The sequence below is a fragment of the Thermanaeromonas sp. DSM 22490 genome, from assembly GCF_056378755.1.
Genome location: NZ_JBJHHE010000020.1, coordinates 13,417 through 39,138 on the forward strand (window position 1 = coordinate 13,417; position 25,722 = coordinate 39,138).

The 25,722-nt window shown below is 51.4% G+C and carries 26 protein-coding genes and 1 tRNA gene; 14 read left to right on the top strand and 13 right to left on the bottom strand.

Translation table 11 applies throughout. From position 1 onward, the window contains the following. Positions 1-79: 79 nt before the first annotated feature. Positions 80-1,798, bottom strand: coding sequence for an ABC-ATPase domain-containing protein (locus tag AC1BI1_RS11880; RefSeq protein WP_476717513.1), 1,719 nt, complete (start codon positions 1,796-1,798; stop codon positions 80-82). A 65-nt stretch (positions 1,799-1,863) separates the two neighbouring features. Further along, on the bottom strand, positions 1,864-2,802 hold the full coding sequence (locus AC1BI1_RS11885; RefSeq protein WP_476717534.1) for a D-alanine--D-alanine ligase: 939 nt from the start codon (positions 2,800-2,802) through the stop codon (positions 1,864-1,866). Positions 2,803-3,011: 209 nt separating this feature from the next. Between AC1BI1_RS11885 and AC1BI1_RS11890 the strand changes: the two genes are divergently transcribed. From AC1BI1_RS11890 to AC1BI1_RS11915, 6 genes are all read left to right on the top strand, one after another. Beyond that, positions 3,012-3,087 (top strand) — tRNA-Trp (locus AC1BI1_RS11890). 359 nt (positions 3,088-3,446) lie between these two features. Continuing rightward, a complete protein-coding gene (locus AC1BI1_RS11895; RefSeq protein WP_476717514.1) occupies positions 3,447-3,896 on the top strand; it encodes a BlaI/MecI/CopY family transcriptional regulator in 450 nt (149 codons plus the stop codon). 193 nt (positions 3,897-4,089) lie between these two features. Next, positions 4,090-4,770 carry a M56 family metallopeptidase gene (locus AC1BI1_RS11900; protein WP_476717535.1) on the top strand — a complete coding sequence of 227 codons (681 nt, stop codon included), beginning with the start codon at positions 4,090-4,092 and terminating at the stop codon, positions 4,768-4,770. Positions 4,771-5,018: 248 nt separating this feature from the next. Continuing rightward, positions 5,019-5,726: a cytochrome c biogenesis CcdA family protein gene (locus AC1BI1_RS11905; protein ID WP_476717515.1), complete on the top strand. Its 708-nt coding sequence runs from the start codon at positions 5,019-5,021 to the stop codon at positions 5,724-5,726. Positions 5,727-5,750: 24 nt separating this feature from the next. After that, positions 5,751-5,813, top strand: coding sequence for a SipW-dependent-type signal peptide-containing protein (locus AC1BI1_RS11910; protein WP_476717536.1), 63 nt, complete (start codon positions 5,751-5,753; stop codon positions 5,811-5,813). Positions 5,814-5,842: 29 nt separating this feature from the next. Then, on the top strand, positions 5,843-6,394 hold the full coding sequence (locus tag AC1BI1_RS11915) for a TlpA family protein disulfide reductase (RefSeq protein ID WP_476717516.1): 552 nt from the start codon (positions 5,843-5,845) through the stop codon (positions 6,392-6,394). A 219-nt stretch (positions 6,395-6,613) separates the two neighbouring features. On the opposite strand, the gene AC1BI1_RS11920 is transcribed toward AC1BI1_RS11915, so the two are convergent. Further along, positions 6,614-7,300 (bottom strand): 4Fe-4S dicluster domain-containing protein, encoded by a 687-nt coding sequence (locus tag AC1BI1_RS11920; protein ID WP_476717517.1) that lies wholly within the window; start codon positions 7,298-7,300, stop codon positions 6,614-6,616. A gap of 39 nt (positions 7,301-7,339) precedes the next feature. After that, the gene (locus tag AC1BI1_RS11925; RefSeq protein WP_476717518.1) at positions 7,340-8,362 is read right to left on the bottom strand and encodes a polysaccharide deacetylase family protein; all 1,023 of its coding nucleotides are present in this window, start codon (positions 8,360-8,362) and stop codon (positions 7,340-7,342) included. A 29-nt stretch (positions 8,363-8,391) separates the two neighbouring features. Between AC1BI1_RS11925 and AC1BI1_RS11930 the strand changes: the two genes are divergently transcribed. Further along, positions 8,392-8,859: an aminotransferase class I/II-fold pyridoxal phosphate-dependent enzyme gene (locus AC1BI1_RS11930; protein WP_476717519.1), complete on the top strand. Its 468-nt coding sequence runs from the start codon at positions 8,392-8,394 to the stop codon at positions 8,857-8,859. A 27-nt stretch (positions 8,860-8,886) separates the two neighbouring features. After that, the gene (locus AC1BI1_RS11935) at positions 8,887-9,150 is read left to right on the top strand and encodes an RNA polymerase sigma factor (protein WP_476717520.1); all 264 of its coding nucleotides are present in this window, start codon (positions 8,887-8,889) and stop codon (positions 9,148-9,150) included. Here the strand turns inward: AC1BI1_RS11935 and AC1BI1_RS11940 are convergent. The 3 genes from AC1BI1_RS11940 to AC1BI1_RS11950 all read right to left on the bottom strand — a co-directional run bounded on the left by AC1BI1_RS11940 (position 9,094) and on the right by AC1BI1_RS11950 (position 11,100). Further along, positions 9,094-9,390: a hypothetical protein gene (locus AC1BI1_RS11940; RefSeq protein WP_476717539.1), complete on the bottom strand. Its 297-nt coding sequence runs from the start codon at positions 9,388-9,390 to the stop codon at positions 9,094-9,096. The two genes, AC1BI1_RS11935 and AC1BI1_RS11940, sit on opposite strands and share 57 nt — an antisense overlap. A gap of 245 nt (positions 9,391-9,635) precedes the next feature. Further along, positions 9,636-10,763, bottom strand: a complete 1,128-nt coding sequence (locus AC1BI1_RS11945; RefSeq protein WP_476717521.1) for a geranylgeranyl reductase family protein — start codon at positions 10,761-10,763, stop codon at positions 9,636-9,638. An 82-nt stretch (positions 10,764-10,845) separates the two neighbouring features. Next, positions 10,846-11,100 carry a hypothetical protein gene (locus tag AC1BI1_RS11950; protein ID WP_476717522.1) on the bottom strand — a complete coding sequence of 85 codons (255 nt, stop codon included), beginning with the start codon at positions 11,098-11,100 and terminating at the stop codon, positions 10,846-10,848. A gap of 443 nt (positions 11,101-11,543) precedes the next feature. On the opposite strand from AC1BI1_RS11950, the gene AC1BI1_RS11955 reads away from it, so the two are divergent. The 3 genes from AC1BI1_RS11955 to AC1BI1_RS11965 all read left to right on the top strand — a co-directional run bounded on the left by AC1BI1_RS11955 (position 11,544) and on the right by AC1BI1_RS11965 (position 16,054). Next, positions 11,544-12,374, top strand: coding sequence for an FTR1 family iron permease (locus AC1BI1_RS11955; protein WP_476717523.1), 831 nt, complete (start codon positions 11,544-11,546; stop codon positions 12,372-12,374). 9 nt (positions 12,375-12,383) lie between these two features. Continuing rightward, a complete protein-coding gene (locus AC1BI1_RS11960) occupies positions 12,384-14,273 on the top strand; it encodes a 4Fe-4S binding protein (protein ID WP_476717524.1) in 1,890 nt (629 codons plus the stop codon). Positions 14,274-14,563: 290 nt separating this feature from the next. Then, positions 14,564-16,054, top strand: a complete 1,491-nt coding sequence (locus AC1BI1_RS11965) for a peptidoglycan DD-metalloendopeptidase family protein (protein ID WP_476717537.1) — start codon at positions 14,564-14,566, stop codon at positions 16,052-16,054. 75 nt (positions 16,055-16,129) lie between these two features. Here AC1BI1_RS11965 and AC1BI1_RS11970 read toward each other — a convergent pair whose 3' ends face one another. From AC1BI1_RS11970 to AC1BI1_RS11985, 4 genes are all read right to left on the bottom strand, one after another. Further along, positions 16,130-18,283: a DEAD/DEAH box helicase family protein gene (locus tag AC1BI1_RS11970; protein WP_476717525.1), complete on the bottom strand. Its 2,154-nt coding sequence runs from the start codon at positions 18,281-18,283 to the stop codon at positions 16,130-16,132. 61 nt (positions 18,284-18,344) lie between these two features. Next, entirely contained in the window at positions 18,345-20,780 is a 2,436-nt protein-coding gene (locus AC1BI1_RS11975; protein ID WP_476717526.1) for a DNA methyltransferase, read from the bottom strand. Positions 20,781-20,893: 113 nt separating this feature from the next. Continuing rightward, positions 20,894-21,316, bottom strand: coding sequence for an EamA family transporter (locus AC1BI1_RS11980; RefSeq protein ID WP_476717538.1), 423 nt, complete (start codon positions 21,314-21,316; stop codon positions 20,894-20,896). Positions 21,317-21,635: 319 nt separating this feature from the next. Next, positions 21,636-23,018: an 8-oxoguanine deaminase gene (locus tag AC1BI1_RS11985; RefSeq protein ID WP_476717527.1), complete on the bottom strand. Its 1,383-nt coding sequence runs from the start codon at positions 23,016-23,018 to the stop codon at positions 21,636-21,638. Positions 23,019-23,357: 339 nt separating this feature from the next. Here AC1BI1_RS11985 and AC1BI1_RS11990 point away from each other — a divergent pair, with 339 nt between their 5' ends. Both AC1BI1_RS11990 and AC1BI1_RS11995 read left to right on the top strand, forming a co-directional pair. Then, positions 23,358-23,630: a YlcI/YnfO family protein gene (locus AC1BI1_RS11990; protein ID WP_476717528.1), complete on the top strand. Its 273-nt coding sequence runs from the start codon at positions 23,358-23,360 to the stop codon at positions 23,628-23,630. Next, positions 23,618-24,034: a PIN domain-containing protein gene (locus AC1BI1_RS11995; protein WP_476717529.1), complete on the top strand. Its 417-nt coding sequence runs from the start codon at positions 23,618-23,620 to the stop codon at positions 24,032-24,034. Before AC1BI1_RS11990 ends, AC1BI1_RS11995 begins: the two co-directional genes overlap by 13 nt. Before the next feature lie 253 nt (positions 24,035-24,287). Here AC1BI1_RS11995 and AC1BI1_RS12000 read toward each other — a convergent pair whose 3' ends face one another. Continuing rightward, entirely contained in the window at positions 24,288-24,623 is a 336-nt protein-coding gene (locus AC1BI1_RS12000; RefSeq protein WP_476717530.1) for a hypothetical protein, read from the bottom strand. Positions 24,624-24,819: 196 nt separating this feature from the next. Further along, on the bottom strand, positions 24,820-25,401 hold the full coding sequence (locus AC1BI1_RS12005; protein WP_476717531.1) for a hypothetical protein: 582 nt from the start codon (positions 25,399-25,401) through the stop codon (positions 24,820-24,822). A gap of 75 nt (positions 25,402-25,476) precedes the next feature. On the opposite strand from AC1BI1_RS12005, the gene AC1BI1_RS12010 reads away from it, so the two are divergent. Beyond that, a complete protein-coding gene (locus AC1BI1_RS12010) occupies positions 25,477-25,605 on the top strand; it encodes a hypothetical protein (protein WP_476717532.1) in 129 nt (42 codons plus the stop codon). Positions 25,606-25,722 lie beyond the last annotated feature (117 nt).

A 25,722-nucleotide genomic window follows, 5' to 3' on the forward strand; every position in this document is an offset into this window, starting at 1 on the left:
GCCCCTGCTACAAGTTTAATTCAACCTAATATTTTTCCACAAACAGAAAGATTTTCCTGCTATATCTCGTCTTGAAAAGTTATTTAAGCTGCACTTTAAGAGTGCGCAGGCGGTTGATAGCGGCTGCGATTTCCTGGGCCCGGGGGCGTGCATAATCCCCTGGGTGTTGTCCATAAAAAGGAGAAATTATGTCCAAGCCTTTTTGCTCGATGTCCTCTAAAACCAAACTAATAAGCTGGCGCAAAGTGCGGCGATTATCACAGTACCGCTCGGCTAGGTACCTGATTATATCCCCAATGGCCCGCGTCTGGGAAGGATCCACCAGCTGTTCTACATATTTTAAATCAATATCTTCGTAACCAAAGGTAATCTCGTCCACACCATGGGCGCGAATTTTGGTTTTACCTTGGCGGGACGGGTTAAAACTTTCCTTAAAAGGAATCCTCTCCCGAACGCTCCCGAAAGGCCCACCCTCTCGCCGCCGGTTGGTAGCAAACCTGGCAGCAATCTCCTTGGCTCGGGCGGTCACGTCTTGGGGGATATAGGCATCCATCATAATAACTGTATCGGCTACATCGAAGTAATCGCCTGAGCCACCTACTACTATAATAGTAGAAATTCCCATCTCTTTAAGCTGCTGCACGCGGTCGATGAAGGGTGTAATGGGCTCTTTTTCTTTGGCTACCAGCTCCTGCATCCTGTGATCCCGGATCATAAAATTAGTGGCACTCGTATCTTCATCAATAAGCAACAGGCTGGTACCGATCTCCAGAGCCTCCATAATATTAGCAGCCTGGGAAGTGCTGCCGCTGGCTTCCTCGGTGGAGAAAGAAGTGGTATCCTGGCCGTAGGGCAAATTGTTGATAAAGGGGCTAATATCTACTTTTTCTACCCGGCGCCCGTCTTCAGCCCGGATTTTAACCGCATCAGCCACGGTGACCACGCGTTCCCGGCCATCGCCGGGGATGTGGTTGTATACTCCCCGTTCGATGGCCCGCAGCAGGGTGGACTTACCATGAAAACCCCCACCCACAATAAGGGTTATACCTTTAGGGATACCCATACCTCTTACCCGGCCGGCATTGGGGGCCTTTAACTCCACTTCCAGGGAGGGTGGAGACCGGAAAGGTATGGCCTTGGAGGCCGGGAGGGGCAATTGGCTGATGCCGCTGCGCCTGGGCAAAAGGGAGCCGTTACCTATAAAAGCCACCAGCCCGGCCGGGGACAGCTGTTCCCTCAAGGCTTCCTGGTCTTCGGCCACAGCAACGTGTTCTCCCGCAGCCCGGATATCTTCAGGTCCATGGCAAAGAAGACCGGTTTCAATAATCCGGGGCAGGTCACCCAACAACAGCTCTGTCGCTTCACGTCCCAGAATGGTACGGCCCCTGGCCGGCAATCCTATGGACAACCTGGCTTCAATGTAGTCCGGAGTGACTAATACGGCGGTACGCTGTAAAATTTCTTGCCCGCCGCTATCAATGCTTATCAAGCCGCTCTTTCCCGTACCCCGCCGCCGCGGTCCCAGGGTAGCAATAGCCCTGGCTACCCGCCGGGCCAAAAAATCCTCGAAAGCTACACGGCGGATTTTACTAGCCCAAAGTTCCGCAGGCCAGTCAGCCTTGCTCTGTTCAACCCTTACCCTGATGCGCGAGGGGCTGGCAAAGGGGTCCCCCTGAATATGATCACAATAAAGGGTGAAATAATCAAGGCGATAAACACCATATAAATCTTTATAAGCCTTATATCCTTTGCCGTCCAATGCGTTTAACAACCGCAGCAGTTGTTCTTTACTTTTCATGGCCTCTGCTCCTTGTTATCATTTGTCCTCCTGCACAAAATTAAAGCCAGCTCACTACCTGGTAATTAAGACTTTCCTTCCAGAGCCAGCTCAACTATTTTTTGGATCAGATCCGGGAACGTATAACCCGCGGCGCGGGCAGCATCAGGTACCAGGCTGGTGGAAGTTAATCCCGGCACGCTATTTACCTCCAGCACTTGCGGATAACGACCATCAGCCACAATGAAATCTACCCGGGCAAAGACCCGGCAGCCTAAAAGGGTATAAGTCTCCCTGGCTATTCTGGCCGTCTCCTCCAACACAGGCTGGGGCAGGCGGGGCGGAATAAGGTGTTCGCTTAGCCCGGGAGTATATTTTGCCGTATAATCATAAAACCCGGTATGGGATACGATCTCTATCAGGGGAAGCACCTCAGGCACTTCGTTACCAAGCACGGCTGCTGTTACTTCCGGGCCTGGGAGAAATTTCTCTACCAGAACTCGCCTATCATATTGTAGGGCCCCTGCCAGGGCCACCTCTATTTCCTCGGGTGAACGTACTATATAAGTACCTATGGTAGAACCTTGAGTGGGAGCTTTGATTACCACGGGCAAACCCATTTTCTGCTGGATATCTTCTAAGGTCCTGGATAAAGCCGGTCCTTCACACTCTCTGGCGGAAAACACCAGGAAAGGAGCGGTAGGTATATTGGCCTGTTGCAGCAGGCGTTTAGTAACAATTTTATCCATGGTCAGGGCGCTGGCCAGCACCCCGCTGCCGGTGTAGGGAATTCCCAGTATTTCTAACATGCCCTGCACCGATCCGTCTTCACCCGGCTTCCCGTGGAGAGCGATAAAAACTAAATCTGGCCTAGTAGCCAGAAGCTCGGAAGCAGTTGCAGGAGAAAGGTCGAGCTTATAAGCTTCGTGCCCCTTAGAGAGTAGCGCCTGGTATACTGCTTCACCGCTTTTTAGAGATATTTCCCTTTCACTGGAAGGGCCGCCCATGAGGACTGCGATTTTCATGGTTGTTTGGAGGAGCCTCCTTTTAAAGTCTACCTGCCTAATACCCATACTGCTGTGCGTTACTATTATAGACTAATGCTATGATGCGCTTCTACGTTATATCTATATTCGGTTCGGCCGCCTAGAAACCTTCCTTAGCACTAATAAAAAATTTCCTGACCAAATAGCTTGACTGGCAAGAGAATTAAAGATTATAATAAAACCAGTGCAGGGGTGTAGCTCAACTGGCAGAGTAGCGGACTCCAAATCCGTTGGTTGCGGGTTCAAGTCCTGCCACCCCTGCCATTTTTATGAATCAAGGCTTTTAGAGTTGGTTCAGGCTTCCAAAAAGCACCGTAAATCCGTTGCTCATGAAAAAGCCTCCTACCGGCCAAATGCGAAAGGGAGGCTTAAACTTTTCTATGCAGGTTTTAAGGCTTAATCCAGCACCCACCACATAGCAGGAAGCACTGGAGGAGTTCATCTTGAAGAAGCAAGCCGAAGGTGCCTCCAAGAGAACTCTCGACGATTACCGTGACTACGGACGCTTCTTTGCTGAGCACCCTTCTTCCTGGCCGGACGATAAACCTATATCTTGACGCATATGGGTAGAAAACATATAATCAATTCAAACACTACATAGCATAGTGTAAGGATGACTGTGGATGGCCAGAAGAGATAAAATCCATTCTTTTAGCCTAGTAAAACACGGGCTGGCAAGGGTTCTAGGCAGCCTGGAGGCCGAAGTGATGGAAACTATCTGGCAAAAGAATCGGGAAATTACCATCCGCGAGGTTTGGGAGGAAATCCGCACCATACGACCCATTGCTTTTAATACCGTGATGACGGTGATGAACCGATTGACCGGTAAGGGGCTCCTCCAGCGCGAACCGGGGCGTGAGGCTCACCGCTTCAGGGCCGTGCAAACCAAGGAGCAATTTTTAAGGAATATCTCCCGCCAGGTGGCCGAGGGACTGATCAGGGATTTCGGAAAACAGGCCATTGCCCCTTTCGTGGAGGCATTGGAAAAAGCCGACCCTTCATACTTGCGGGCCCTGGAAGAATATGTTCAAAGACAAAAGGATGCAGGTAAAGGTGACAAGGCAACAGAGTAGCCGTTACCAAAATAATCTGTGTTTCCATGGTAAGGCCTTGACAGCCTTTTACGGGCTAACATTTCTGTTTGTAGGGACGCTGGGCGTGCTGGCCGCAGGTATCTACCGGGACTGGCAAATTCTTACTCACCGGATGGTGGCAATAAAAATCTGCCCCACATTTTTCGCAAGCCACCCGCTTCACGCCCTAACCATGCCTCTGTTGTTAGCTTTGTTTTTCTGCATTTTTTATTTGTTTCTCCGTTCCTTATTAGCGCAATTATCCGCTTTCCGGTGCTTAAAGGAGAAAGTGGACCAGGCGCAAACTACCTGCCCCGCTAAAGTGAACTATTTAGTGGCGGAGACAGGTCTGCGGTGCCAGTTGGTCTGCCTGGAGAGCAGCATTCCCTTTGCCTTTACCTATGGGTTCCTGCACCCAAAGCTCGTTTTCTCCCGGGCGCTGGCTTCCGTACTCGGCGAAAACGAATTAGTAGCTGTTCTCTTACACGAGTACCACCATATCCGGAGCCATGACCCTGTGAAAACACTTTTAAGTCGGGCCATGAGTGCGGCGCTTTTCTTTCTTCCCTTGGCAAGGTACCTGGCTTTACGTTACGAGCAGGCCAGAGAACTGGCCGCTGACCAGGCGGCTGTAACCGCTTCGGGAGGGGAATTGTATCTTTCTTCGGCCTTGCTCAAAGTAATACGTCACTCAACGGACCTAGATACCAGTATTTCCCTGGCGGAAACACAGGATACTATTGGCCTGCGTATCATCCAATTGGTATCCCCCAATGAGGCAGTGAACCTTGATGTATTACCTGGACGGCAAGCAGCCACCACACTGGTGCTGTTCCTGGGTTTGCTGGCCGCGTTTCTGTCCGGCTGTGTCTAGGAGAGGGCTGACTGACCTATCATCTTCGCCAGAGTAAAAGGTTGTCCAACCGACTGCTGAGATTTCCCGGGGAGGCAGACTATGAAGCTGAAAGTGGCTTGTGCTGAAACTATTTTTTTGGACAGGAACACTACACATGGTAGTGTTCACGGGGACAAAACGGTTAATGCTTTGCCACGGAGATGAGAGGGTTAAGTGTGCTATGCGCGAACAAAAAACAAAGTATCGGCATGCGGGAGGGTAGAATCATGAATGCAGCTGATCTGACGGTTTGGCTCGCTTTCGGGGCAGGCTTCCTTTCCTTTCTTTCCCCCTGCTGCCTTCCGCTTTACCCTTCGTATCTCGCTTATGTTACAGGAGTCTCAGTAAAGGACTTGGAAGAAGGGGTGATACAAAGGAATGCCCTGTTACATACGCTGTTTTTTATTCTGGGCTTTTCAATAATCTTTTTTGCCCTCGGCATGTCTGCGGGTTGGATTGGTGAGTTGTTTACCTCAAATCGCTCCTTGATCAGCAAGTCCGGCGGTGTTCTGGTGACTATGATGGGCCTGGTGATGCTGGGAATCTTTAAACCGCGATGGCTGATGCAAGAGAGGCGCCTGCAATTAAGACATAAACCCGGAGGCTACCTGGGCTCCGCTTTGGTGGGGATTACCTACGCCGCGGGATGGACGCCGTGCGTGGGACCCATTCTCTCGGCAGTGCTAACACTAGGCATCACCCAGCCGGACCGGGCGCTCATCTACCTCACGGCGTACACCCTGGGTTTCGCTCTTCCTTTTTTTCTGATGGCTTTCTTTGTGGGGAAAGTAAAATGGATCGTCAACTATTCACACCTGGCGATGAAAATCGGCGGGGCCATAATGGCTCTGACAGGGGTACTGCTGTATACGGGTCAGCTAACCAGAATAACGGCATTCTTAATTCGCCTTTATGGCGGTTTTACCGGATTTTAACCTCGACGGGCCGGGGGTGAAAAGATTGCCGGAATCATTTTGCTCTTACTCGGTATTAGCGATACGCTTACCTACTGGACGTTGTAAACCCTAATACCCGTGGAAGGAGAATAAAAATGAAAAGGGCATTGCTGCTGGTTGCTGTTATCGGTAGCCTGGCGATTCTCACCTATGTTAAGCTTTGGGCCGGCGGAAGCCCCGCGGGATCAACTCAGCCGGCCAACTTGTTAAAAACAGCGCCCCAGGTCGGCTTCCGGGCGCCGGATTTCCAACTGACGGGTTTGGACGGCAAAAAGTATTCCCTGGACGGAATGAGGGGAAAGCCGCTGGTGATCAACTTTTGGGCCTCCTGGTGCCCGCCTTGCAGGCTGGAAGCACCTGAACTGGTTAAATTGTATAACCAGTACCAGGGGAGGCTGGAAATCCTGGCGATAAACTTAACTTTTCAAGATTCCCTCGAAGGTGTGCGGGCATTTGTTGACAAGTTCGGCGTTACCTTCCCCGTGCTATTGGATAAGGAGGGAGCAGTCACCATGGCATACCAGATCCAGGGAATTCCTACTACCTTCTTTGTAAACAAAGAAGGGGTGATTATAGATCAAGTGGTGGGCTACAGCGGCCCCGACCTGCTCGCCAGCAAATTTCAAAAATTAGTCGGCGGTAAGTAGCTATTTTTCCTTGGGTTTTCCTCTTCAGGCCAAAAATCACTTGACTTTAAAGTTAGGTATAAGGTTTATACTGTTGTCCCTAGTGGAAGTATTTGTGGGTTTATCGAACGAGAAAACTACCCCTAGAGGTACCGGATACCAAGGTCTGAAGCGCTATACGCAGCTATTTAGGGATATGTAGGCCACGATTCGGTGATTTTACCATCACTTTGGAAAAATTCAAAACCCCGATGTCCGCAGTGTACAGGCAGCCACACATAAACCGCAACGTTTTCCGGCACTGGCCACAAACATGTAATGGGCGCACTTTTCTTTGTTAATTGTCCAACCAGTTTCAGGAGAATAATTCCCTTCCCAGTTCTCCAGTGCTCCCGAAGGGCATGCCTGTACACATTTCAGGCATTTTTTACAAAGCTCGTTGGATAAGGGCTCATTATATTCCAGTTCGGCAGTGGTAATCACACTGGCCAGACGCACCCGTGGCCCATGTTCCGGAGTAAGCAGGAGGTTATTAATGCCAAAATTTCCCAAACCACAAAAAACAGCGGAATGCTTATGGGAAAAATCGGCCTTAAGTCTGGGATAGTCTCCTATGGCTGCTTCCGGTCCGAAAGGAATACTTTCAAATCCTCGCATTTCCAAGAAACGGGCAATCTTATGGGACGCATCGAGCAAGATGCGGTTTACAGCGTCAAATTCCACCATGTACTGATTCCGGGTTTGAGGAAGGTTGTTTAAGGGCCCGTCATTAAGACGGTAGGCAAAGGTAATCACGCTCCTGGCCCTGGGTAGAAAATCACCCGGACGGTGCCCTTGCGGGGCTTTCTGAAAACGTGTAACCGGCGCTATGCCGATTGCAGACAAATGCAAAGTCTGGCTAAATCTATGCAACTCTTCAGTCAACATAAGACTGTTCCCCCTTTTATACTTAAGAAAAGAATAGGGCTAGTTGGCTTTTTTCTTGGCCGTGCTATGAGAGAGGCTTGCTTCTGCGGTCTTAGGTACAGAGGTGCCTGTTGCCTGGCGTAACAAAAGATCTAATTGGGAGGCGCTGATCTTGGGCGAACCGGCATTTATGCGGGGGAGTTTCAAGGGGTCACTTTGCCGGGTGATGACGCCATAATCGGCAGTAAAGATAAGCTTAAAACCGACTTTAGCCGCTATTTTCCTTGCCTCCTCACTTGCCCGCCCGAAGGGCCAGGCCAGAGCATAGCTGGTACGGCCTAGATGGTAATCTAGATCCTTTTTAGAAAGCGAAAGATCCTGGAAAACGCGGTTCTCAAAATCTTGCTCGGTTTCTGCAGCCAGGGGCCCTTCCAGCAAGGGACGGAATTTGCCGTCTTTGCCCTGGCCGAGTTTGTGCTGGTCATAGGTGTGGGATTGGATACTTATCTTGTTAGCCTCCATCTCCTGGGCTTGCTCCCAGCCGAAGTGAGGTAACACCCCTAAAGTCTTGCCCATATAGGCTCCAATTACAAATACCACTGCTGGCATTTTCCTTCGTTTGAGCTCAGGTAAAGCTACCTCATAGATGCTGGTGTAGCCGTCATCTATGGTGAGAAGGACGGCATTGGGAGGGATGGGTTTTCCAGCCAGGAAACCGGCGAGTTCCTCCAGGCTGATTACATGATAGCCTTTGGTAGCCAGCATATCCAGGTGGCTGGCAAAACGCTCACGGGAGATGGTAATGTCGCTTTCTTGGGGAGCAAAATGATGATAAATTAAAGCCACTACCTTATCCCGGTAAATAATAGGTCCTGCAGGGGAACGCTTGCCCTCAGCTTCTCCTGCCCAAGAGACTGGAGAAGCTGATACCGGAGGCGAGGGGCTGCCTGGTTTAGTTACGGCAGATTCAGAAGATATATGAGGAGCGGGTTTGGTCACGTGTACGGTAAAGGAGCGGTAGTAACTGGTAAAAATGAGGAGGAGAATAGTCGCTGTAACTATGGTGGTGACTCGTTTCCGCATAAGCAACAACATCCTCTCACGGGAGATCCTTGCGCCTTCATTCTAACACCTATTATCCTGCCCGGCAAGGTAGGAATTTGAATCATATCCACGTGGCCAAAAGCAGGGAAGTAAATCGGGAGGGCAACGAGTTTCTCTACTGGGAGCTAGAAACCCCGGTTGCTAAGTTTATTCCTACTGAATCCGATTTTATTTTCATAGATATAGGACGGAACAGCCCGCAGGTATTTACCAAGCTTTTGCATAAAGGAGTCATTATGCGTACAGGGGATATTTTCAGGTTTCCCGCTTTCTTGCGTATTACCATAGGTACTGCAACGCAAAATCAAAGGTTGATAGCCTCCCTGCGAGAGGTCCTATCTTTCTTAAATGCCCTGTCCTTCCAAGAACCCCATTGGACTGGCTTTGCGCTGGGACAGTGCTGTGTGACCCGGGGGGTACGGGAGAGGTTCGAGGGGAAGCGAGACGTAAAGGTAAGAAGGAAGAAGGAAACCTGAGCGTGCACTCAACTGGGGGGATCGACGATGGATCAGATTACCGATGAACTTATTGCAGCCTGCCAGCGGGGAGAAGCCGCCGCATTCGATCAATTGTTTGCCTTGTACGAAAAGCAAGTATACAGTACCGTGTTCCGAATGGTGGGTAACAGCCACGATGCCGAGGATTTAACCCAGGAGACTTTTTTAAGAGCCTTCAGGTCCATTTCCGGTTTTCGTAGGTACACGCGTGCGTCAAAGATTCGTCAAAGATTCTTTGGTGCTCAGGGCTGCTTTCAGGGCATTAATTAAACTGTCCACGCCAATGCCGTAGGCCAAAGCCCCATGTCCGGTGTCTTTGAACCTAGCGGCTGCGCAACCCAGGCGACCCATCGCGTGGTTCATAAACACCCGCTCCAGATCGGTACTCATTTCTTCAATGATCGCAGGTTTCCCCCCTTTCCTCAGAACTATAGCAGTAGTCAACAGGAAGTTGATTTCATTGGATTTGACGCAAGGAAAGGCAAAAAGGTTAGCGTCCAGCCCGAACAAGAATTTCCTCGATTAAGTTGAAATGCCCCGGGGTAAGGCCAGAAGAGCTTTTCCAGGTGAGAGTTTCTGACTCTCACCTGGAAAAGCTCTTCTAAACCTTGAGGGGCCAGGGAAATATACCTACGCCTGGAGGTAGCCAAGACTCGCGTAGGGACGACGCTGATATTATCGCCCTTCACTGCTCGGGCCCTACAGAGATTGTGCCTTTTTAGCTTATCACCGACACGACAACTACGCTCATGGTCTTAATAAGGGCACGCCGCCCTCAGGCGTTGCCGCCAAATATTAAAAAACTCCACATAGCTCATATCCCCCGCAATCACCTGAAACAGGTCGGTAGCCAATCCCTGATGACGATGCAAAAGGCGGTGAACGAGCCCGGAAGCCGGATAGAACCAGCGGGTAACACGGAAGGCACTGGCCATGTCCCGCCCTATTTTTTCCTGGACCAGACGGGTATACCCGTGCAACTCGGGCCTTGGCCGAGAAATTTGTTCTGTAATGACCTCCGCTGCTAAGCGTGCGCTAACGAGGGCAGTATAGATACCTTCTCCGGTGAAAGCATCCGCCAGCCCGGCGGCATCACCTATGACCAGAGCTCGTTTGAGATGTAAATCTCTGGGTTCCGGGCTGATCGGTATGGTCCACCCTCGTACTCGCGAGGGCAAAAATTCCTTAAGGCGCTCTGACTCCAAGAGCTTACCTAAGAGAGACCGGAGGTCTCTCACCCTGGGCGATATACTCCCTACACCCATGGACAGGTGGTCCGCTTTGGGAAACACCCAGGAGTAACCCGTCGGGACTAGCCCATAGTCCACTTTAACTGTACCCTGGTATACCGCCAGTCTCTCAACAGCTACCGGTACCTCGCTCTCCACGGTGACGGCTCTTCTCTTCTTCCCCGCCAGCCCAAGGGTGCGGGCCACTATGCTAAGGGCACCGTCGGCCCCCACCAGTATTTGTCCCCGCCACTTCCTTTCGCCAGCCTGTACCAATACCTCGCTATCGCTAACTTCTACCGCATCTACTGGAACTCCCTCCAGGACCTCCACTCCCGCTTGCTTTGCCTGGTCCAACAGGAAACTGTCGAAGCGCTCCCTACTCACCATGTACACCACGGGGCGGTCGGCGGTGACGGTAATCGGTTCGGCCAAGCGATAGGTAAAGACCACAGTGTAGATGGTATCTTCTATTACGGCGCTCATGTCAAAATCCAAAAGCCTAATTACCTTGGGCGAAACGCCTCCGCCGCACGGTTTATACCGCGGGAAGCGTTCTTTTTCCAGCAGCAGGACGTTAATCCCTTGCCGGGCCAACAAATATGCCAGGTAAGTCCCGGCCGGTCCTGCACCAACGATTATGACCTGGTGCATTCAAGCCCCCCTATCAGGTGTTATCAGCTAATTGGCGAGAACTATCCCGGTGATGCCCTTCGGCGCGAGGTGATAAAGTGTTTCAGCCAGGCAAAGTTGGCTTGGACACAGGTGGGATGTAGAGCTTCTGGCGTTTGTCCTCGCGCACAAAGGTATCTTGCCCCGTAGTTCGTTCCAAGTGAACATGGCGTACTTTATCTATAGTAACAAACTCTATAGCTACAACAGTTAAAGAAAGTGCCCCGCTCCAAGCCGTAAAGATTTCTGGCTCGGTACGGGGCGATATCCAAGAGTTAAACCAAGAGGAGGGGCAGTTTATGGTCTTGCCCAGGACCAAAAGCTAATGTCCGCCGCTGCAGTGAGCTACAGGCCGCAGCATGTACCTTCTCCTCAACATACTGTTTCCCCCCTTTCCCGTTAGAATGGGCTTTCTCTAGGCTCTGTCGCGTCATAAAGGCGCGACGGATAGATGAACAGTTTTACCGTGATGATCGGCAAAACTGTTATAGTATCAAACAAGTTATACTCCCTACCTATCACCATCATAATACCCTCTGGGGGTATGTGTCAAGGAGGTTCATAAAAACTTCACAACCTTATTGGGGTTATTGGGGACCTGCTAAAACGTCTGCGTGTTGTTCAAAAACGGGTGGAGCTGGTCGCTCTGTTTTTCCAACGCATCAATTTAGGTATTGACTTCATATTAGGTATTGACTTCATACCCCCGGTGGGTATATTGTAGAGATGAAAATAATTATCATACTCAAGGAGGGTTTACTGTTGCTAGCAGGGATGTTGATTACCATCCGGGAGGGTTTAGAGGCTTTTTTAATCGTTGGAATTCTATTAGGTTACTTGAAAAAGATTGGCCAGGAACGGTTTAGCAAACATATCTGGTTAGGCTTTTTTGCGGCTCTAATGGCCAGTGTGACACTGGCGTGGGTTTTTAAGTTGCTGGCCGTGCAATTCGAAGGGACCAGTGCACTGGTGTTTGAAATGGTTGTCTCCCTCGTGGCAGTAGGAGTATTGACATACATGCTACTGTGGATGCAACAGCAGAGCCTCACCATCAGATCAGACCTGGAAAACCAGATAAACGCCGCCTTATCGGCCAATAACGTCCTGGCCCTGGCCGGGCTGGCTTTTGTATCGGTACTGCGGGAGGGACTGGAGACAGCGCTATTCCTCACCGCCCTGGCGGGCAGTTCCGAAACTGGCAGCCTCCTCCCGGGAGCGCTCTTAGGGTTGGCTGTTGCCGCACTGGTCGCCTTCGCTTTCTTCAGAGCGGCCGTTCGCCTGAACCTGCGCAAGTTTTTCCTGGTGACCGGGTTTCTTTTGATCTTCATTGCCGCAGGCCTGGTGGGACACGCAATGTTGGCCTCCCACGAACTGGGTCTTATCCCCCCTATTATCACTGAAGTATGGAACACCAACGGCGTTATTGATGAAGAAGGCCTCCTGGGACGGGTTCTGCATGCCTTTATCGGTTACGACGGAAACCCCTCGCTGATGTGGGTCCTGGGGTATTTCGGTTACGTTGGGGTTTTTGGGCAGAAGTTCCTGCAACAAATTCGCGGAGCCCGGTCGGTCACCACCGGTTCCCAGAGGTGAGAAATAACCATGATAAGCCAGAGATTTCGCAGGTTCTTCCTTATCCCGCTGACAGTCGTGTTTTGGTTGTTCTGGAGTACAGCCTCATATGCCCATATAGGCACCATGACGAAGTCGGCGGATGGAATGGTGCTCAAACTCAGCAGCCGGCCCGTAGCCAGGGAAGACCTGGACCCTTCGGCCCGTGAAGGTAAAACAGCGCAGCTTTATTCCCTTGAGCTGACTGACGCCGCTGGGCGTCCGGTAACTGGCGCCCGGGTAAGTATACGGGCCACCCGCTCAGCTAAACCCGGCTCACCCGGTGAATATGCCGGGACCGACCTGACGCCAACTGACCGACCGGGGATGTATGCCGGGCGGTTATCCTTTCCCGGCGACGGGGAGTGGGAGTTGCAGGTGACGGTGGAACGGCCTACGGCGATCACCTCGGTCACTTTTACCGACCGGGTGGTGAGCCAACCTGACTCGAAGGTGGTTTTAGGATTTCTGGCTTTAGTAGGTATAACGGTACTCGTTTGGCGTCGCCTTCTGAAACCCACTTTTAACCTGTTAAACTTGAGGCCTATCAAGAGGTTGGTAAGCAGCCGCTGGTATCCCGGCATCTTTCGCTGGGGCGGAGTGGCGGTTCTACTGTTGATCCTTTTAAGTCTCCTCAGAGGTCCTAATTCTACTCATCTCAATCTTGGGTGGGCTATCACCTGGCTCTTATGGTGGCCTCTGGTACCCCTTACAATCTTCCTGGCGGGCCGGATCTGGTGCGGAGTTTGCCCCATGGCCACCCTGGGAGACTGGGCGCAGCGCCTGTACTCCTTGCGATTCCGGCCCCCCAAATGGCTGCAACGCTACGGCATCTGGATCATCAACGGATTTTTCTTGGTACTTACCTGGTACGATGTCGTTTACGGTATCGTTTCCTCGGTACGGGCCACCGGGGTAGTATTATTGCTGGTGCTGGCCGGAGCGGTAGTTACCGGGATGCTGCTGGAAAGGCGAGCTTTTTGCAGGTTCCTCTGCCCTTTGGGAGGACTATGGGGCAATTACGCCCTGGTAAGCGGGGTAGAGATCAGGGGCGACAGCGAAAAGTGCCGCCAGTGCCATACCCTGGAGTGTTACCGCGGGGATGGGCGTATCCCGGGGTGTCCCATGTTCCTGGCGGTGAGAAACCTGGACAGCAGCCGGCACTGCAACCTGTGCGCCAACTGTATCAAATCGTGTCCACACGGTGCTGTCAAGCTTAATCTGCGCAGTCAGGGTTATGAACTGCGAGCTTGTGCCCATCCCCGGGTGGATGTGGCCGTGCTGGCAGCCGCCCTGGTAGGGATTGTATTGCTACAAAACGCGGTAATGCTGGAAAGCTGGCAGGCCCTGCAGGCCTGGCTGGTATCCGTTACGGGGTGGTCGCCAGTGGTTGTATTAAGCCTGTCGGTATTAGCCATGACTTTCCTGCCAGTGGCTATACTGTGGTTGACCGCTCTAACTGCCGGCGGCACCCGTTCGGCTGGCCGCCTGTTTGCGGCCTTCGGCCTTGCGCTAGTACCCCTGAATTTAGGTACCCACGTGGCCCACAACCTGCTACATCTCCTCGCGGAAGGCAAACTGCTGTACTGGCTCGGTATCGATGCCCTGACACCCGCACAGCAGGTAGTGGCAGGACTGGACTTAACCGCTAATCCCGGTCTAATGATGCTAATTGACCAACCTACTATCGTAGCATTACAAAACTTGATCGTTTTGTTGGGTGCGATAGGCTCCCTCTATGCCGGCTGGCAGGCCGCCCTGCGTTCCAAACCGGAAAATGGGACTCCCTGGAGGCTTTTCGTTCCCTTTGCGCTGATCCTCGCAGCCCTGTTAATGGTCAACTTTTGGGTATTGGCCCAGCCCATGGCGTTGAGAGCCTAAATGCGCGCTGAAGAGAGGAAAGCTGCGAACGGGCCATGGTAGTTTACGCTAAAAAAGGACCGGAAGCTCCTTCTTTAGTGCAAAAGGATAAATCTACCCCAGCAAGCAGGATCTAGCGACCATTCTGTCGAATAATTCAAGTGTGGGAGAGATTTTGCGCTACGGTGAAATTGAAAGTCCCCTGTCGCCCTGCCCCCAGGGGGCAAATCAAGCATCCGGAGAGGAGGCGAACGCCTGGTCTGGGGGGCCGGCTTGACTGCAAATAAAAACAGTCAAGTTTTTTGAACCAGGTGTGGCATGCCACCCACATCATAACAAGGGACGGGGTTAAGGTGTTGCGTAAGGGATTTTTAACGTGGTGGCAGAGGCTTTCCAGGAGAACTGGCCATCTTATCCAGGGCTTCCTTCCTAAACTGGAGTGGTTAGGGAGCTGGTGGCGGGAGCCACAAGGGCGCTTTACATTTAAAGGTTTGTTAATTATTACTAGTATACTATTAATCTTAGGAACCTGGCGGTGGTTTACAGCCCCGAATGCTTGGGAGGTTATCCTGGCCGGGGAAAGAATAGGTATAGTCGCTGGCCAAGAGGAAGCCAGGAGAGCTCTAGATAAGGTAAGAGAGGTTCTAGAATCCGCTGGCTACCAAGGAGTAGAGCTCGCAGCGCAAGTAGAATATGTTCCCGTACGGGTAGACCGGGAGAGAATAAATACCGAAGAAGACTTGGCAAGGATTTTAGCCCAAAAAGTTGCCTTTCGCGTCTTAGCTACTGAAATAAGGATCGATGATAAGCCCATAGCCCTGGTGAAGGATGACGAAACAGCCCAGAAGGTCCTAGAAGAACTAAGAAAGGCGTATACTCCTGGGGAAGGCCAGGTAGAAGAGGTTAAGTTTAAGGAGCGCGTTACACTAGCTCAGCGGCTAGCTTCGCCAGAAGAAGTGTTGCGCTTCGAACAAGCCGTGGCTAAGCTTTTGGGAGGAGCAGAAACAAAGGATTATACAGTGCAAGAAGGGGACTCCTTATGGAGTATTGCCCAGAGATATGGTATAACAGTCGAGCAACTAAGGGCGGATAATCCCCAGGTCCAAGGGGAACGCCTGGATATCGGCCAAGTACTTAAGTTACGTACTGCTAGCCCTTTAGTGCATGTAGTGGTCACCTACCGCCAAGAGGTAGTAGAAAATATACCTTATGGGACGGAAATTAAATCCAATCCTGAGTTATGGCGAGGAGAGGAAAGGGTAAAACAAAAGGGAGAGGAAGGGCAAAAGAAGGTTATTTACCGGTTGGTGGCGGAAAACGGCCAAGTTACACAGAAAGAAACCTTAAGCAGTGAAGTAATAAAACAGCCTGTGCCCCGCGTTGTAGAAAGGGGTACTCGAGTACGGGTTGCCTTAGCCTCCCGCGGGGGAGGTTCTGGTCGGTTGGCGTGGCCTCTCTATGGATACATTACCTCAGGCTTCGGGTATCGCGGCCGAGAATTTCACGCCGGAATAGATATAGCGGCCCCCTACGGTTCTCCGGTAGTAGCGGCAGAAGCGGGCAGGGTAATTTATGTAGGTTATAAGGGTGGTTACGGGCGCACAGTGATGCTAGATCACGGAGGGGGTCTAGTTACCCGGTATTCCCACCTTTCAGAGTATAACGTAACAGTCGGCCAGGAGGTTTCTCGCGGACAAGTTATTGGCTATGTGGGAGCCTCGGGAAGGGCGACAGGCCCTCACCTCGATTTTGGGGTCTTAGTAAACGGCGAACCCCGAAACCCGCTTAACTACTTGCGCTAGTTCTCTGAAATCCACCCTATTCCTAGGAAACCAGCGATAAACATTTGAGCTACACCAAGGCGCAAAGGTACCACCTCATAGGTTGAAGTAAGCGCACAGCCTCTCCACCAGCAGGTCCGGGTTTTTAAGGCTTTTACCGCCGAGGATAAAGTTGCCCGGGTCACCTGCCAGCTCTCTTAAGAGCTTGAGCCTGCGCGGTTCCAGGTTATATCTCATAAGAAATACCCTGTCATCACTGATATAATCCACCCATTTCCTCAGGAGGGCATAATCTTCTGCTGCAACTTCTGGCTTTGTTTGCCTGCTCCTTCCCTCCAGGGGATGGCCTCCCTGTCTGTATACGGGTACCATATCCAAGGCGGCTCGAGTTTTGCTTTTCTTTTCTTCTAACTCTCCCAGCCGGGAAATGACTTCCACCAGGGCCTTTCTATTGGTGGCCGAGACAAATAAGGTTTCTACCGGCAAAACCTTAGTCTTCAGGCGCTCGAACAGCTCCTTCTCCACTTCCCTGCCGTTGTATAAAGCCAGGAGCCTCCTGCGCTTGATTTTAATTGGCTCGATGCGCACGCCCCTGCCTAGGGACTGCAGGATAAACTTTCTGGCATCTTGGCCGCCGATGTTTACATAGCAAATAACGTTGGGACGGTTAGAATCCCAGCCTTCGTAAAAGCTGCGGGAGCCCATGAGGATGTTGATGTCGGAGTCGCTTGTATTGAGGTTTTCGAAATAACTTTCGTCCGCAAAACTCTCCTGCACCTCATAGCCCGCAAGTTTCTCTTGGAGCCAGGCGGCCACATCGCCGATCTTGACCAGCGCGAAAGGCCGCTCACTGGTCTTTAACTTAAAGGCCAGTTCCTGCTTATTGGACGGCCTCCTTAAGACTTCAATCTCCCCGCAGCTTTGCGCGTTATAAACATGTCGCAAGAGGTCTTCTTTGGTTATGCCGTTAAGCACCTTCTCGTCTATTCTCAGCCTTTCGCCCGCCTCGAACATAAACGGGGGTTCTTCTTTCAGCTCTCCCCAGAGCTCATCTTTTGCCCGCTCGAAGACGTCTAGGGCCATGGCTCCCTGCCCGATGCGCGCCAGCTCCCGGAAGAAGAGCTCCAGGTCGGAGTCTCTTACGTTCACGGAATTGGTCAGTACCAGCATCAGGGGATGGTGATACAATCCCGGCTGGAGGCTGGTGATCTCTTCATGAAACTTTTTAACATAAGTGAGGAGAATCAATGACTGCAAAACAATTTTTTGTTTTTCTTCCCCTGTGTAATCCTCCCCGTCCCGGAAGGCCCGCATTTCCTGCTTTAAGACAGCAATGTGCTTGCCATATCCCCGCTGGATGAATTTTTCCAGGTTGAAATTATAAGCAGTAGTGGTAATATCTCTTACATCCGTGAAGGTGGCGGAGAAATTAAACAGGAACCCATTCCTGGCTAAAATAGAATAAATGTGCTGCAGTTTGGAATCTTCCCGGTCCCCCTTGTGGGCCTCGTCCAGGAAGATATACCACCGCCCCCCGTTATCGTAGTTGCGGAAATCTACAATCTTCTCTTTTTGTTCATCGCTAAGATTATCCGACCGGTAGTAAAAGACGGTGGTACCCAAGAACGACTGCTGCCGCTTGATTTCCGGATAATCTTTTAACTCCCGCAAACTTATCTTTGTTTCGCTGGTGTAGTTAAATTCCTCCACATGCCGTTTGAGCTGCCTTATCAAATCATCCCTGTGGGTCAGGACCAAAAAGTCGTAAGGGGGGAGCTCTCGCCGCCGGATCAAGGTGTGCAGCATCTCGATGAGTTTAATGAGAATCAGGGTCTTGCCGCTGCCTGTAGCCATCCAGAAGCACATGCGGTTGATAAAATGCTCGTAAGAGATTTTGGGGCTGTCTCCTTCCTCGCAGGGGTAATATTCCGCCAGGAGCTTGCACAGGGCTCTGTTCTCATGCCTCAAGTTGATGCTTAAATCCGCGTCCAGGCCGTTCTCCCGGTACCACCGGAAAAAGACCTGCTTTCTCCTGCGGCTGGCCTCTTCCGCCCCCTCGCCTTCCCGGTAATCTAAAGCCTCCTCAAAGTATTTCCATAGAACTTTTAAGGCACTTTCCAGCGCCGCCTGCTGGTAGTCCCAGAGGCTTTTGCTGGCGGAAAAGCGCCTGAGGTCCAGAGAATTCCAGGAAGCAGGCAGCTCTTCCAGCCGCAAATCCTCAATCATTTCCTGTAAAAACGTCCTGGGCATGGCTTCCCTCTCCACCGGCCAGCATATCGATTACCGCAATTATTGCTTCAGGAATTATAGGCTACCACCAGATCAGTGGTTTTATAACCCTGTAGTCCAGTTCCTTTAAATTTATCCTTTCTCCATCCTCGAACTCCACAAAGTCAGGGGTGATCTTCTTTATCCACTTGCCACATAAATTGGACAGGGTCTCGGCCACATCTACGCCCTCGTAAAGCCTGTCTAAATTTACCCGCACCTTGTTATTCTCGTAGTCTATATCCAACGCCTCCAGCATCTTGAGGTCTCGCAGGAAGACGTACTGGTTGTAGGGGTCCTGGTAAGGATTAGCAAATAAATCCGCGTCCTCGTATTTCACCCGCCGTAAAACGTCCTCGTACTGTTCCAGCTCATAGTATTTGAAGAAACCGCCGCCCTGCCAGCCCACCTCCAGGGAAATTCCACAGGGCTCATGATAGCTTTTGCCGGCCAGAACCTCCTTCATCCTGGGGAGGGTCTTTTCATAGAAAATAGTTTCAGCCATCTCCACCAGAATCCATTTTCTTTTCAGCTTGTGGGCAGCGGCAGCCGTAGTGCCCGTGCCCCCGAAGAAATCCAGGACCAAGTCGCCCTCCTGGGAAGAGGCTTCAATAATCCGCCTTAACAATTTTTCCGGCTTTTGGGTCAGGAAGTCACCTACCTTCTCTTTACTGTAGCTCATGATCATGACAGAATTGATCTCGTCATATTCACTGGCATTCCAGACATCCTCCACCGGATAAACCCCTTCCCTGACCTCACCCCGGCTTTCCGGCTTATAAATGCGGCCGTCCTTGCCCTTCAAAACAAGCTGGAACTTATCCACTTTGATGCCCAATTTGCGCTCTATTGCCCTAAGGAACTCCTTTTCTTCCTCCCCAAGCCTAAAAGTTTTGTATGGGATCGCGGCAGCTTCCTTGTTAAAAATGCTCTGGGGGGTCTTCCCGTACAGCCAGATGGTCTCGTGATTCCTCACATATTTTTCTCCCGCTGTTTTAAACCCCGATACCCAGCCTATGCGCCAGATTATTTCGCTGGCAAAATTATCCCGGCCGAAAATCTCATCCAAGAGAAACCTGGTGCTGGCCGTTTCGTGGAAATCCACGTGCACATAAATGCTTCCCGGATCCCTCAGGAGCTCCCTGGCCAGGCGCAGCCTGTTCTCCATCATGGTCAGCCAGGAGGAACGGTTGAACCTGTCGATATAGCTGAAAGTGTCCTTCTCGGTATTGTAGGGCGGGTCAATATAGATTAGCTGCACACGATCCTTGAACTTATTTTTGATGGTGTTCAAAGCCTGGTAGTTTTCGCTTTTTATGAGCCAGCCGTCCAGCTCCTCATCCAGGTGTTCGAAGAGCTGCACAATCTCCAGCTCCAGGTCTTTAAAATACCTGGTATCTACCGGAAGGTAACGGTACTTTTCGCTCAAAACCTCGCCCCGGAGGTTGACCTGCATAACCTCCTGGGGCTCGAAATCCTCACCGACAATACCCAGCCGTCTCCATTCTTCCACCTGCGCCGCCAGGTTCCTGTGATTCAAAAGTTTCTTGACGAGGTTCATGTCCCTTTCCGCAATCCGGTCCAGGGTGATAACAAAGCCCGAGTTTAAGACCAACTTCGGCTTGTTCCAGATTTTCACCAGCTCATCTTCAAACTGGGCTATAAAATCAATAATCTTGAAGGCAATCTCCTTAAGGGTTTGTAATCGTTTGATCCGTTCTCCCGTCCACTCGCTTTCCCCGCTGAAGATATATTGATAGAGCCACAAACTTAACTGCTCCCGCAAGAACTCCCGAGCATTCTTATTAATAAAATAGTCCACTTCGCTCTGCCGCTCGAAAATCCTGAAGGCCTTCTCCAGAGTGTCTTCGGTTACCCTTACACCTTTTTTCTTAAGCGCCCGCAGAATCTCCGTGAGGTCCGTTTTCCTTCCCCGCTCGGAATAAAGCACGTTGAAGACAACAGTGCCGTCTTCCCTTTTCCCGGCCGGCTCAAAGATGAGCTCCCTCTTCTCGTTGGCCTTCTTGTGCTGTAGGCTAGAGACGTCGAAAAAGAATCTAATCCCCTCTACCTCCACCTCCATATTGCGGAAGAGCCTGTCGGTCTTTACGTAATAGAGCATATGCGTCTTCCAGAAAAGCATCACGTCTCTGTCCTCAGTATAAACCTTCTCGTAAACCTTCTGGTGAAGGGGGGTATAGCGAAAATAAATGGAGCCGCTTTCGGAAAAATAGCGGTGGAAGAAGGAGTAGAGTTTATCAAAAAGCTCCTCCCTGAATTCAGGAAAGGGTTCAAGGGCTTTCTCGATATCCCTTTGCAGCCGGGGAAAAACTCCTTCGGCAAAGTACCTCGCCTTAATCTTCATCAAGTTGATATAACCGGATTCCCCTTCCACCTCAGCACCGACGAAAAGGCTCCTCAGGGCCTCGTAAAACTTGCGTTCCTTAACACCGGCAGGCTCCCTTTGCCTTATACCCATACTTTACATCCCTCAAGCCACCTTTTTATGTTAACCGGTCCTTAAACAAAGCCCGAGAAGGCGGCTGGCAGTCGAAGTAGTCGCGCCAGGTTGCAAGTTCCGCGTTCCCCCGGTTAAAACTTCTGGACCAGGAACACGCCGAGGGCGATCAGGCCTGCCCCGACAGCCCGGCCTAAAGTGATCTTCTCGCCCAGTAGCAGAACCGCTAGGAGTAAAGCCAGCAAGGGGTAAGAAGCTACAACGGGTACCACCGACGAAACCTTGCCCGCCTGCAAGGCCTTGAAATAGGCGAAATGTCCGATGACCGAGGCAGCCAGCCCTTCCGCCACCAGGAGAGCCCAAGTGCGGGCGTCGAAGGCCCGGAGATCTCCCAACTTGGCCGCGGCCGAGCCCCACAACAGGAGTGCCCCGAAAACCCCTATGGTGCGGGCCAAAAGGGCACTGAAGGGGTCGCTTTTCACCAACCCCAGCTTGGCAAATATAGGTCCTAACCCCCAGCATATCATGGCCACTAAAGCCCAGAAAAATTGGCCCATGTTGGTCACCTTGCGTTCACCCTTTAAGAAGAATGGTCACTCAAAACGATTGTAACCTCCGTTTCCACAAAAGGCAAGGCCTGGATCCGCTGGTGCATCCCCGGCTTTTACTGGGAGGCCTGCTTAGGCCGCGCTCCCTCCAAAACCCTCGCGGGCTAAACTAGCTCTGGGCTCAAGGCTCCGGCAGGCTTCCCGGCAAAGAAGCATAAATAAAAAGCAGGGCCCCATTATCTACAGCCCTGCATCGCACAACACTTCCATGCCTAGGCGGCCCTGCCACCTACTCTGGCCCAAGCGTAGGTCAAATTGTGGGTTAAATTTAAGACCGGCTTTTGACAGCTTTCTCCCGTTCGGCCTGTACCATGCGATGGGAAACCTCCTGCGCCTTTCTATAAATATGTTCCACATCCACTGTAACGATCTCCCCCTGGCGTACCACGACCCTACCGTTGACAATGGTCGTCTCCACCAGGCTGCTGTTGCCGCAACATACCAGGGCCACTACGGGATCGTGGCAGCCGGCAAAAGCCACGTCCTCCAGGTTGATAAGCACTATGTCCGCTGCTTTACCCACCTCAATGGCACCTGTATCCTGTCTCCCTAAAACTTCCGCTCCGCCGCGAGTAGCTATTTTGAGCACCTGGTAGGCCGAGAAGCCCTTCTCCCCATACTGCAAGTGATTCAAAAGATAGGTCCTTCTCATTTCCTCCCACATATTGGAGCCGTCATTACTGGCGCTACCATCCACAGCGATACTCAGCTTTACACCTGCCTGGTAGAGCTCGCTGGTACGGCAAAGGCCGCTGCCCAGTTTCATATTAGAAGTAGGACAGTGGGCCACGCCGCTTCCTGCCAGCATGGCTATCTCGCGATCATTAAGATGGATGGCGTGGGCAAACCATACATCGGGACCTATCCAGCCCAGCTCTTCCATCAGTTCTACCGGCCGGCGGTGATAACGCTCCAGGCAATACCTCTCTTCATCCTGGGTTTCAGCCAGATGAGTGTGTAGCATCACACCCTTTTCACGGGCTAAAGCCCTGGAATGACGCATAAGATCCAGGCTTACAGAGAAAGGTGAGCAAGGTGCGAGGGCAACGCGTACCATGGCATACGGCCGGGGATCGTGGTAAGTTTCTATCAAGCGCACCGAATCCTCCAGGATCACCTCTTCCTCCTGGACTACTTCATCCGGCGGCAGCCCCCCTTGACTGCGGCCCAGGGACATCGATCCTCTGGTAGCCTGAAAACGTATCCCTATCTGTTGGGCTGCTTCTACTTCCACATCAATGAGATTAGCCGCCTGTCCCGAGGGAAACACATAATGGTGGTCCGCCGTTAAAGTGCATCCTGTGCGCAAAAGTTCGCTGAAGCCTACCAGGGCACCGAAATATACCGCTTCCGGGGTAAGGTGGCGCCAGAATTGATAAAGTTTTTGCAGCCAGCCAAACAAAGGTAACCCCTGAACTTCCGGGAGGCCGCGAAAGAGAGTCTGGTACAGATGGTGGTGAGTGTTAACCAGTCCTGGAATGGCTATCATGCCCCGCCCGGGGATTATCTCCGCACCAGCAGGCGCCTCAAGATTTTGCCCTATGGCCTTGATCTTGGGGCCTTCAATAAGAATATCGCTGTCATGCAAAATATCGTCTTGATCATTGCAAGTCACAACATAGCTCACGTTTTTTAGCAGCAGTGGTTTCATTGAGCCTTTTCTCTCCTTCTCTGGCAGCGACCGTGGCCTGGCCCTGCTCTTTAATTTCGCCATGGATGCCTTTAATCCTTTTATTCTGGTCCTGGCTGGCCTGCCTTTTTTGTTTCGATCAAAGAAGTCAGCCAGCTTATCTATATCATCAAGGCTCCGCAAGTTAGCGTCTCTTCGCAAGGTAAAACCTCCTTTCAACAGGAGTCATATCCCTCGCTGTGACAAGATAAACCCGACCGTTACCTTTGTAAATGAATATCACTGCCAGGTAACATAAGTATTAAGTTGTGCCTGATACCACTATGTGTTATACTTAGTAGTAACAGGAGGTGTTACAAAATGTCTGAAACCAAGATGCTTCACATAAGGTTTCCGGTAGCTGTGGTAGAGAAGATGACCACCTACCTTAAGGACCGCGGGCTGAACCGTAACCGCTTTGTTGTTGAGGCGGTAGTTGAGAAACTGCGCCGGGAAATGCAAGTAAGGGCTTTTAAAGAAACCCAAGGCGTGTTGACGCCTGAGGATGCTCCCGAATGGACGAAAACTACAGGGGCAGAATGGGTTCGAGCGCTGCGCGGCAAGGATAAGGCGGTGTCTCCATGGGATATTTAATCGATACCTGCGTCTTGATTGATCATCTTACCGGAAGGTTACCGGCGGGGGTTAGCGCTTGGCTGGAAAAGGTCATTTCATCCGGCGGCGCGCTTACTAGCGCGATAGTTTATCATGAGCTTTTGACAGGAGCGCGGACACCCAAAGCCCAGAAAACCGTAAAAACTCTGCTAGAAAACTGGGAGATTATCCCTGTGGACAGTACAATTGCTGAATTTGCAGCAATGCTAAGGCGGGGGTGGGCAGCGGAGGGAAAGACGATGAGTATGGCAGATAGCCTTATTGCGGCTACTGCTTCACTACGGGGAATGAAAGTGGTTACATCTAACCTTAAAGATTTTCCCTCTTCCATAGCCCTGAGCCCCGGAGAAGCGATAGATACCCGTGTTCCAGAGGGTGTCTAGAAGTGGTGTGAAAAACCCTTTGAGCTAGCAGGTATTTACCTTCCCGCAGAGAACCTGGAAACTTATAGAAAGCGCAAAGAACGTATTCGTATAGCTAGGGCCAGAAACCTGGCCCGAACGCTTATGCAAAGCGGGGAATATCGCCACCAGGGCGGCCCAATCAGTATTTGTGGCCGCTCTATAGCGTAAGAGAAAGGCAGAAGCGGCAAGGCCTTGGACCTCACCGCTTCTTGTGCTTAAAGCAACGAAATTGCTAGCTGCCGGGCGGCAGGAAGGGCGCGGCAGGAGTCTGACCTCCGTGGGCAAAAAGATACTTGATATATTGAGCCACATAGTAATTAAAGCCGGTCAGCGGCCTGCCGCGAACGGCCAGGTTCCACCTCTCCTTCACCTCGGCGCCTTCTGAATGCCAGCTGTTTACCGCCTGGGTGAAATAGCTCCGGATCTTCTCCTGGTTGGACGTATTAGGGTTCATAGGGGTGAGATAGCGACGAGCATAGTTGATCCCCTTCCACTTGGAAAAGACCAGGGATTTTCCCAGGGAGCCGCTGGCATCTATGGACATAAGAGGCGCGATTACTTTGGCCATGTTAACTCACCTCCTTCCGACCCCTATTCTACCAGGGGCCGGAGGAAGTGGCTAATTTCGTAACCGGCTGTGACCCGGCCGGCGATTAGCGTCAGCCTAAACTAAAATGAAAAATCCCGGCCACCTTATGTCCCTTAGCTGTGCAAGGCAAGTCGTAAGATTGGGCGTAACTCATGTTTATCCGGGGCAAGAAAAATTAATTTATATTCCTTATATACTCCCTCTTCTCCTCCAATATAGCTTCATATTGAGCGGCCAGCTGGTCGCGGAGGCGCAACCATTCTTCCTTAAATTCAGGCAGGTATTCCACCTCAACACTGCCGCGCCCGCCTAATTGGCGGCTTAAGACGCGCTTACCCTGGGCCAGCCTGACAGCAAAATCCTCTTTTAAATTTACATAGGCCTGTTCCAAAGCCCTGGTATAATACTGGAAAAGCATTTCTATCTCATTAAAGGCCTGCTTTAAAAGGTTTTTATTCTTTTTTATTTGAAGCAGGCCCTCCATACACCGGCGGTTGGTCTCCAGGGAATCTCCGTCCCGGGGCAAGCGAAGGTTATTTAAAAATGTATCCTCCAAACCTCGTAGGATATAGGGCCTTGCCTCGGGCTTAAACTTCAGGAGCTCTTCTTTCAAATTTAATTCTTTGTTGCTCAAAAAGCGGGCACCCAATATCTTGCCCTGGGGCAAGTGCTCGGCCTCTAAAAGCTTTTCCGGGTCCACTTTCATGGCCGCGGCCCGCTCCAGGGCTATTTCCAGGGCCGTCTTGATTTTATCCATAAGAACCCTCCCTTCCCATGTACGTCTGCGGGAAACGACAGACAATCCTTATATATTATAGCCTTCCGGGATATCTTGTACCAGGCCTTACCTATTGAAAACTTGGAGTTGAACCAGACCCAGTCCCTGGCCCAAAGGCCGGTGGCGCGCTTCCAGGTGGAACCTTTAGGCCGCGAGGCCGACCGGGTCCACCTTGAACTATAGAGATGGCCTAACTTTAATACTTGACTTCACTGTTCCCTATTCTTCTATGACCCCACACTTCCCTTTCCCTGGCAAGAAGTACTGAGTGTCACCATATGTAAATTTTGTTCCTCCACC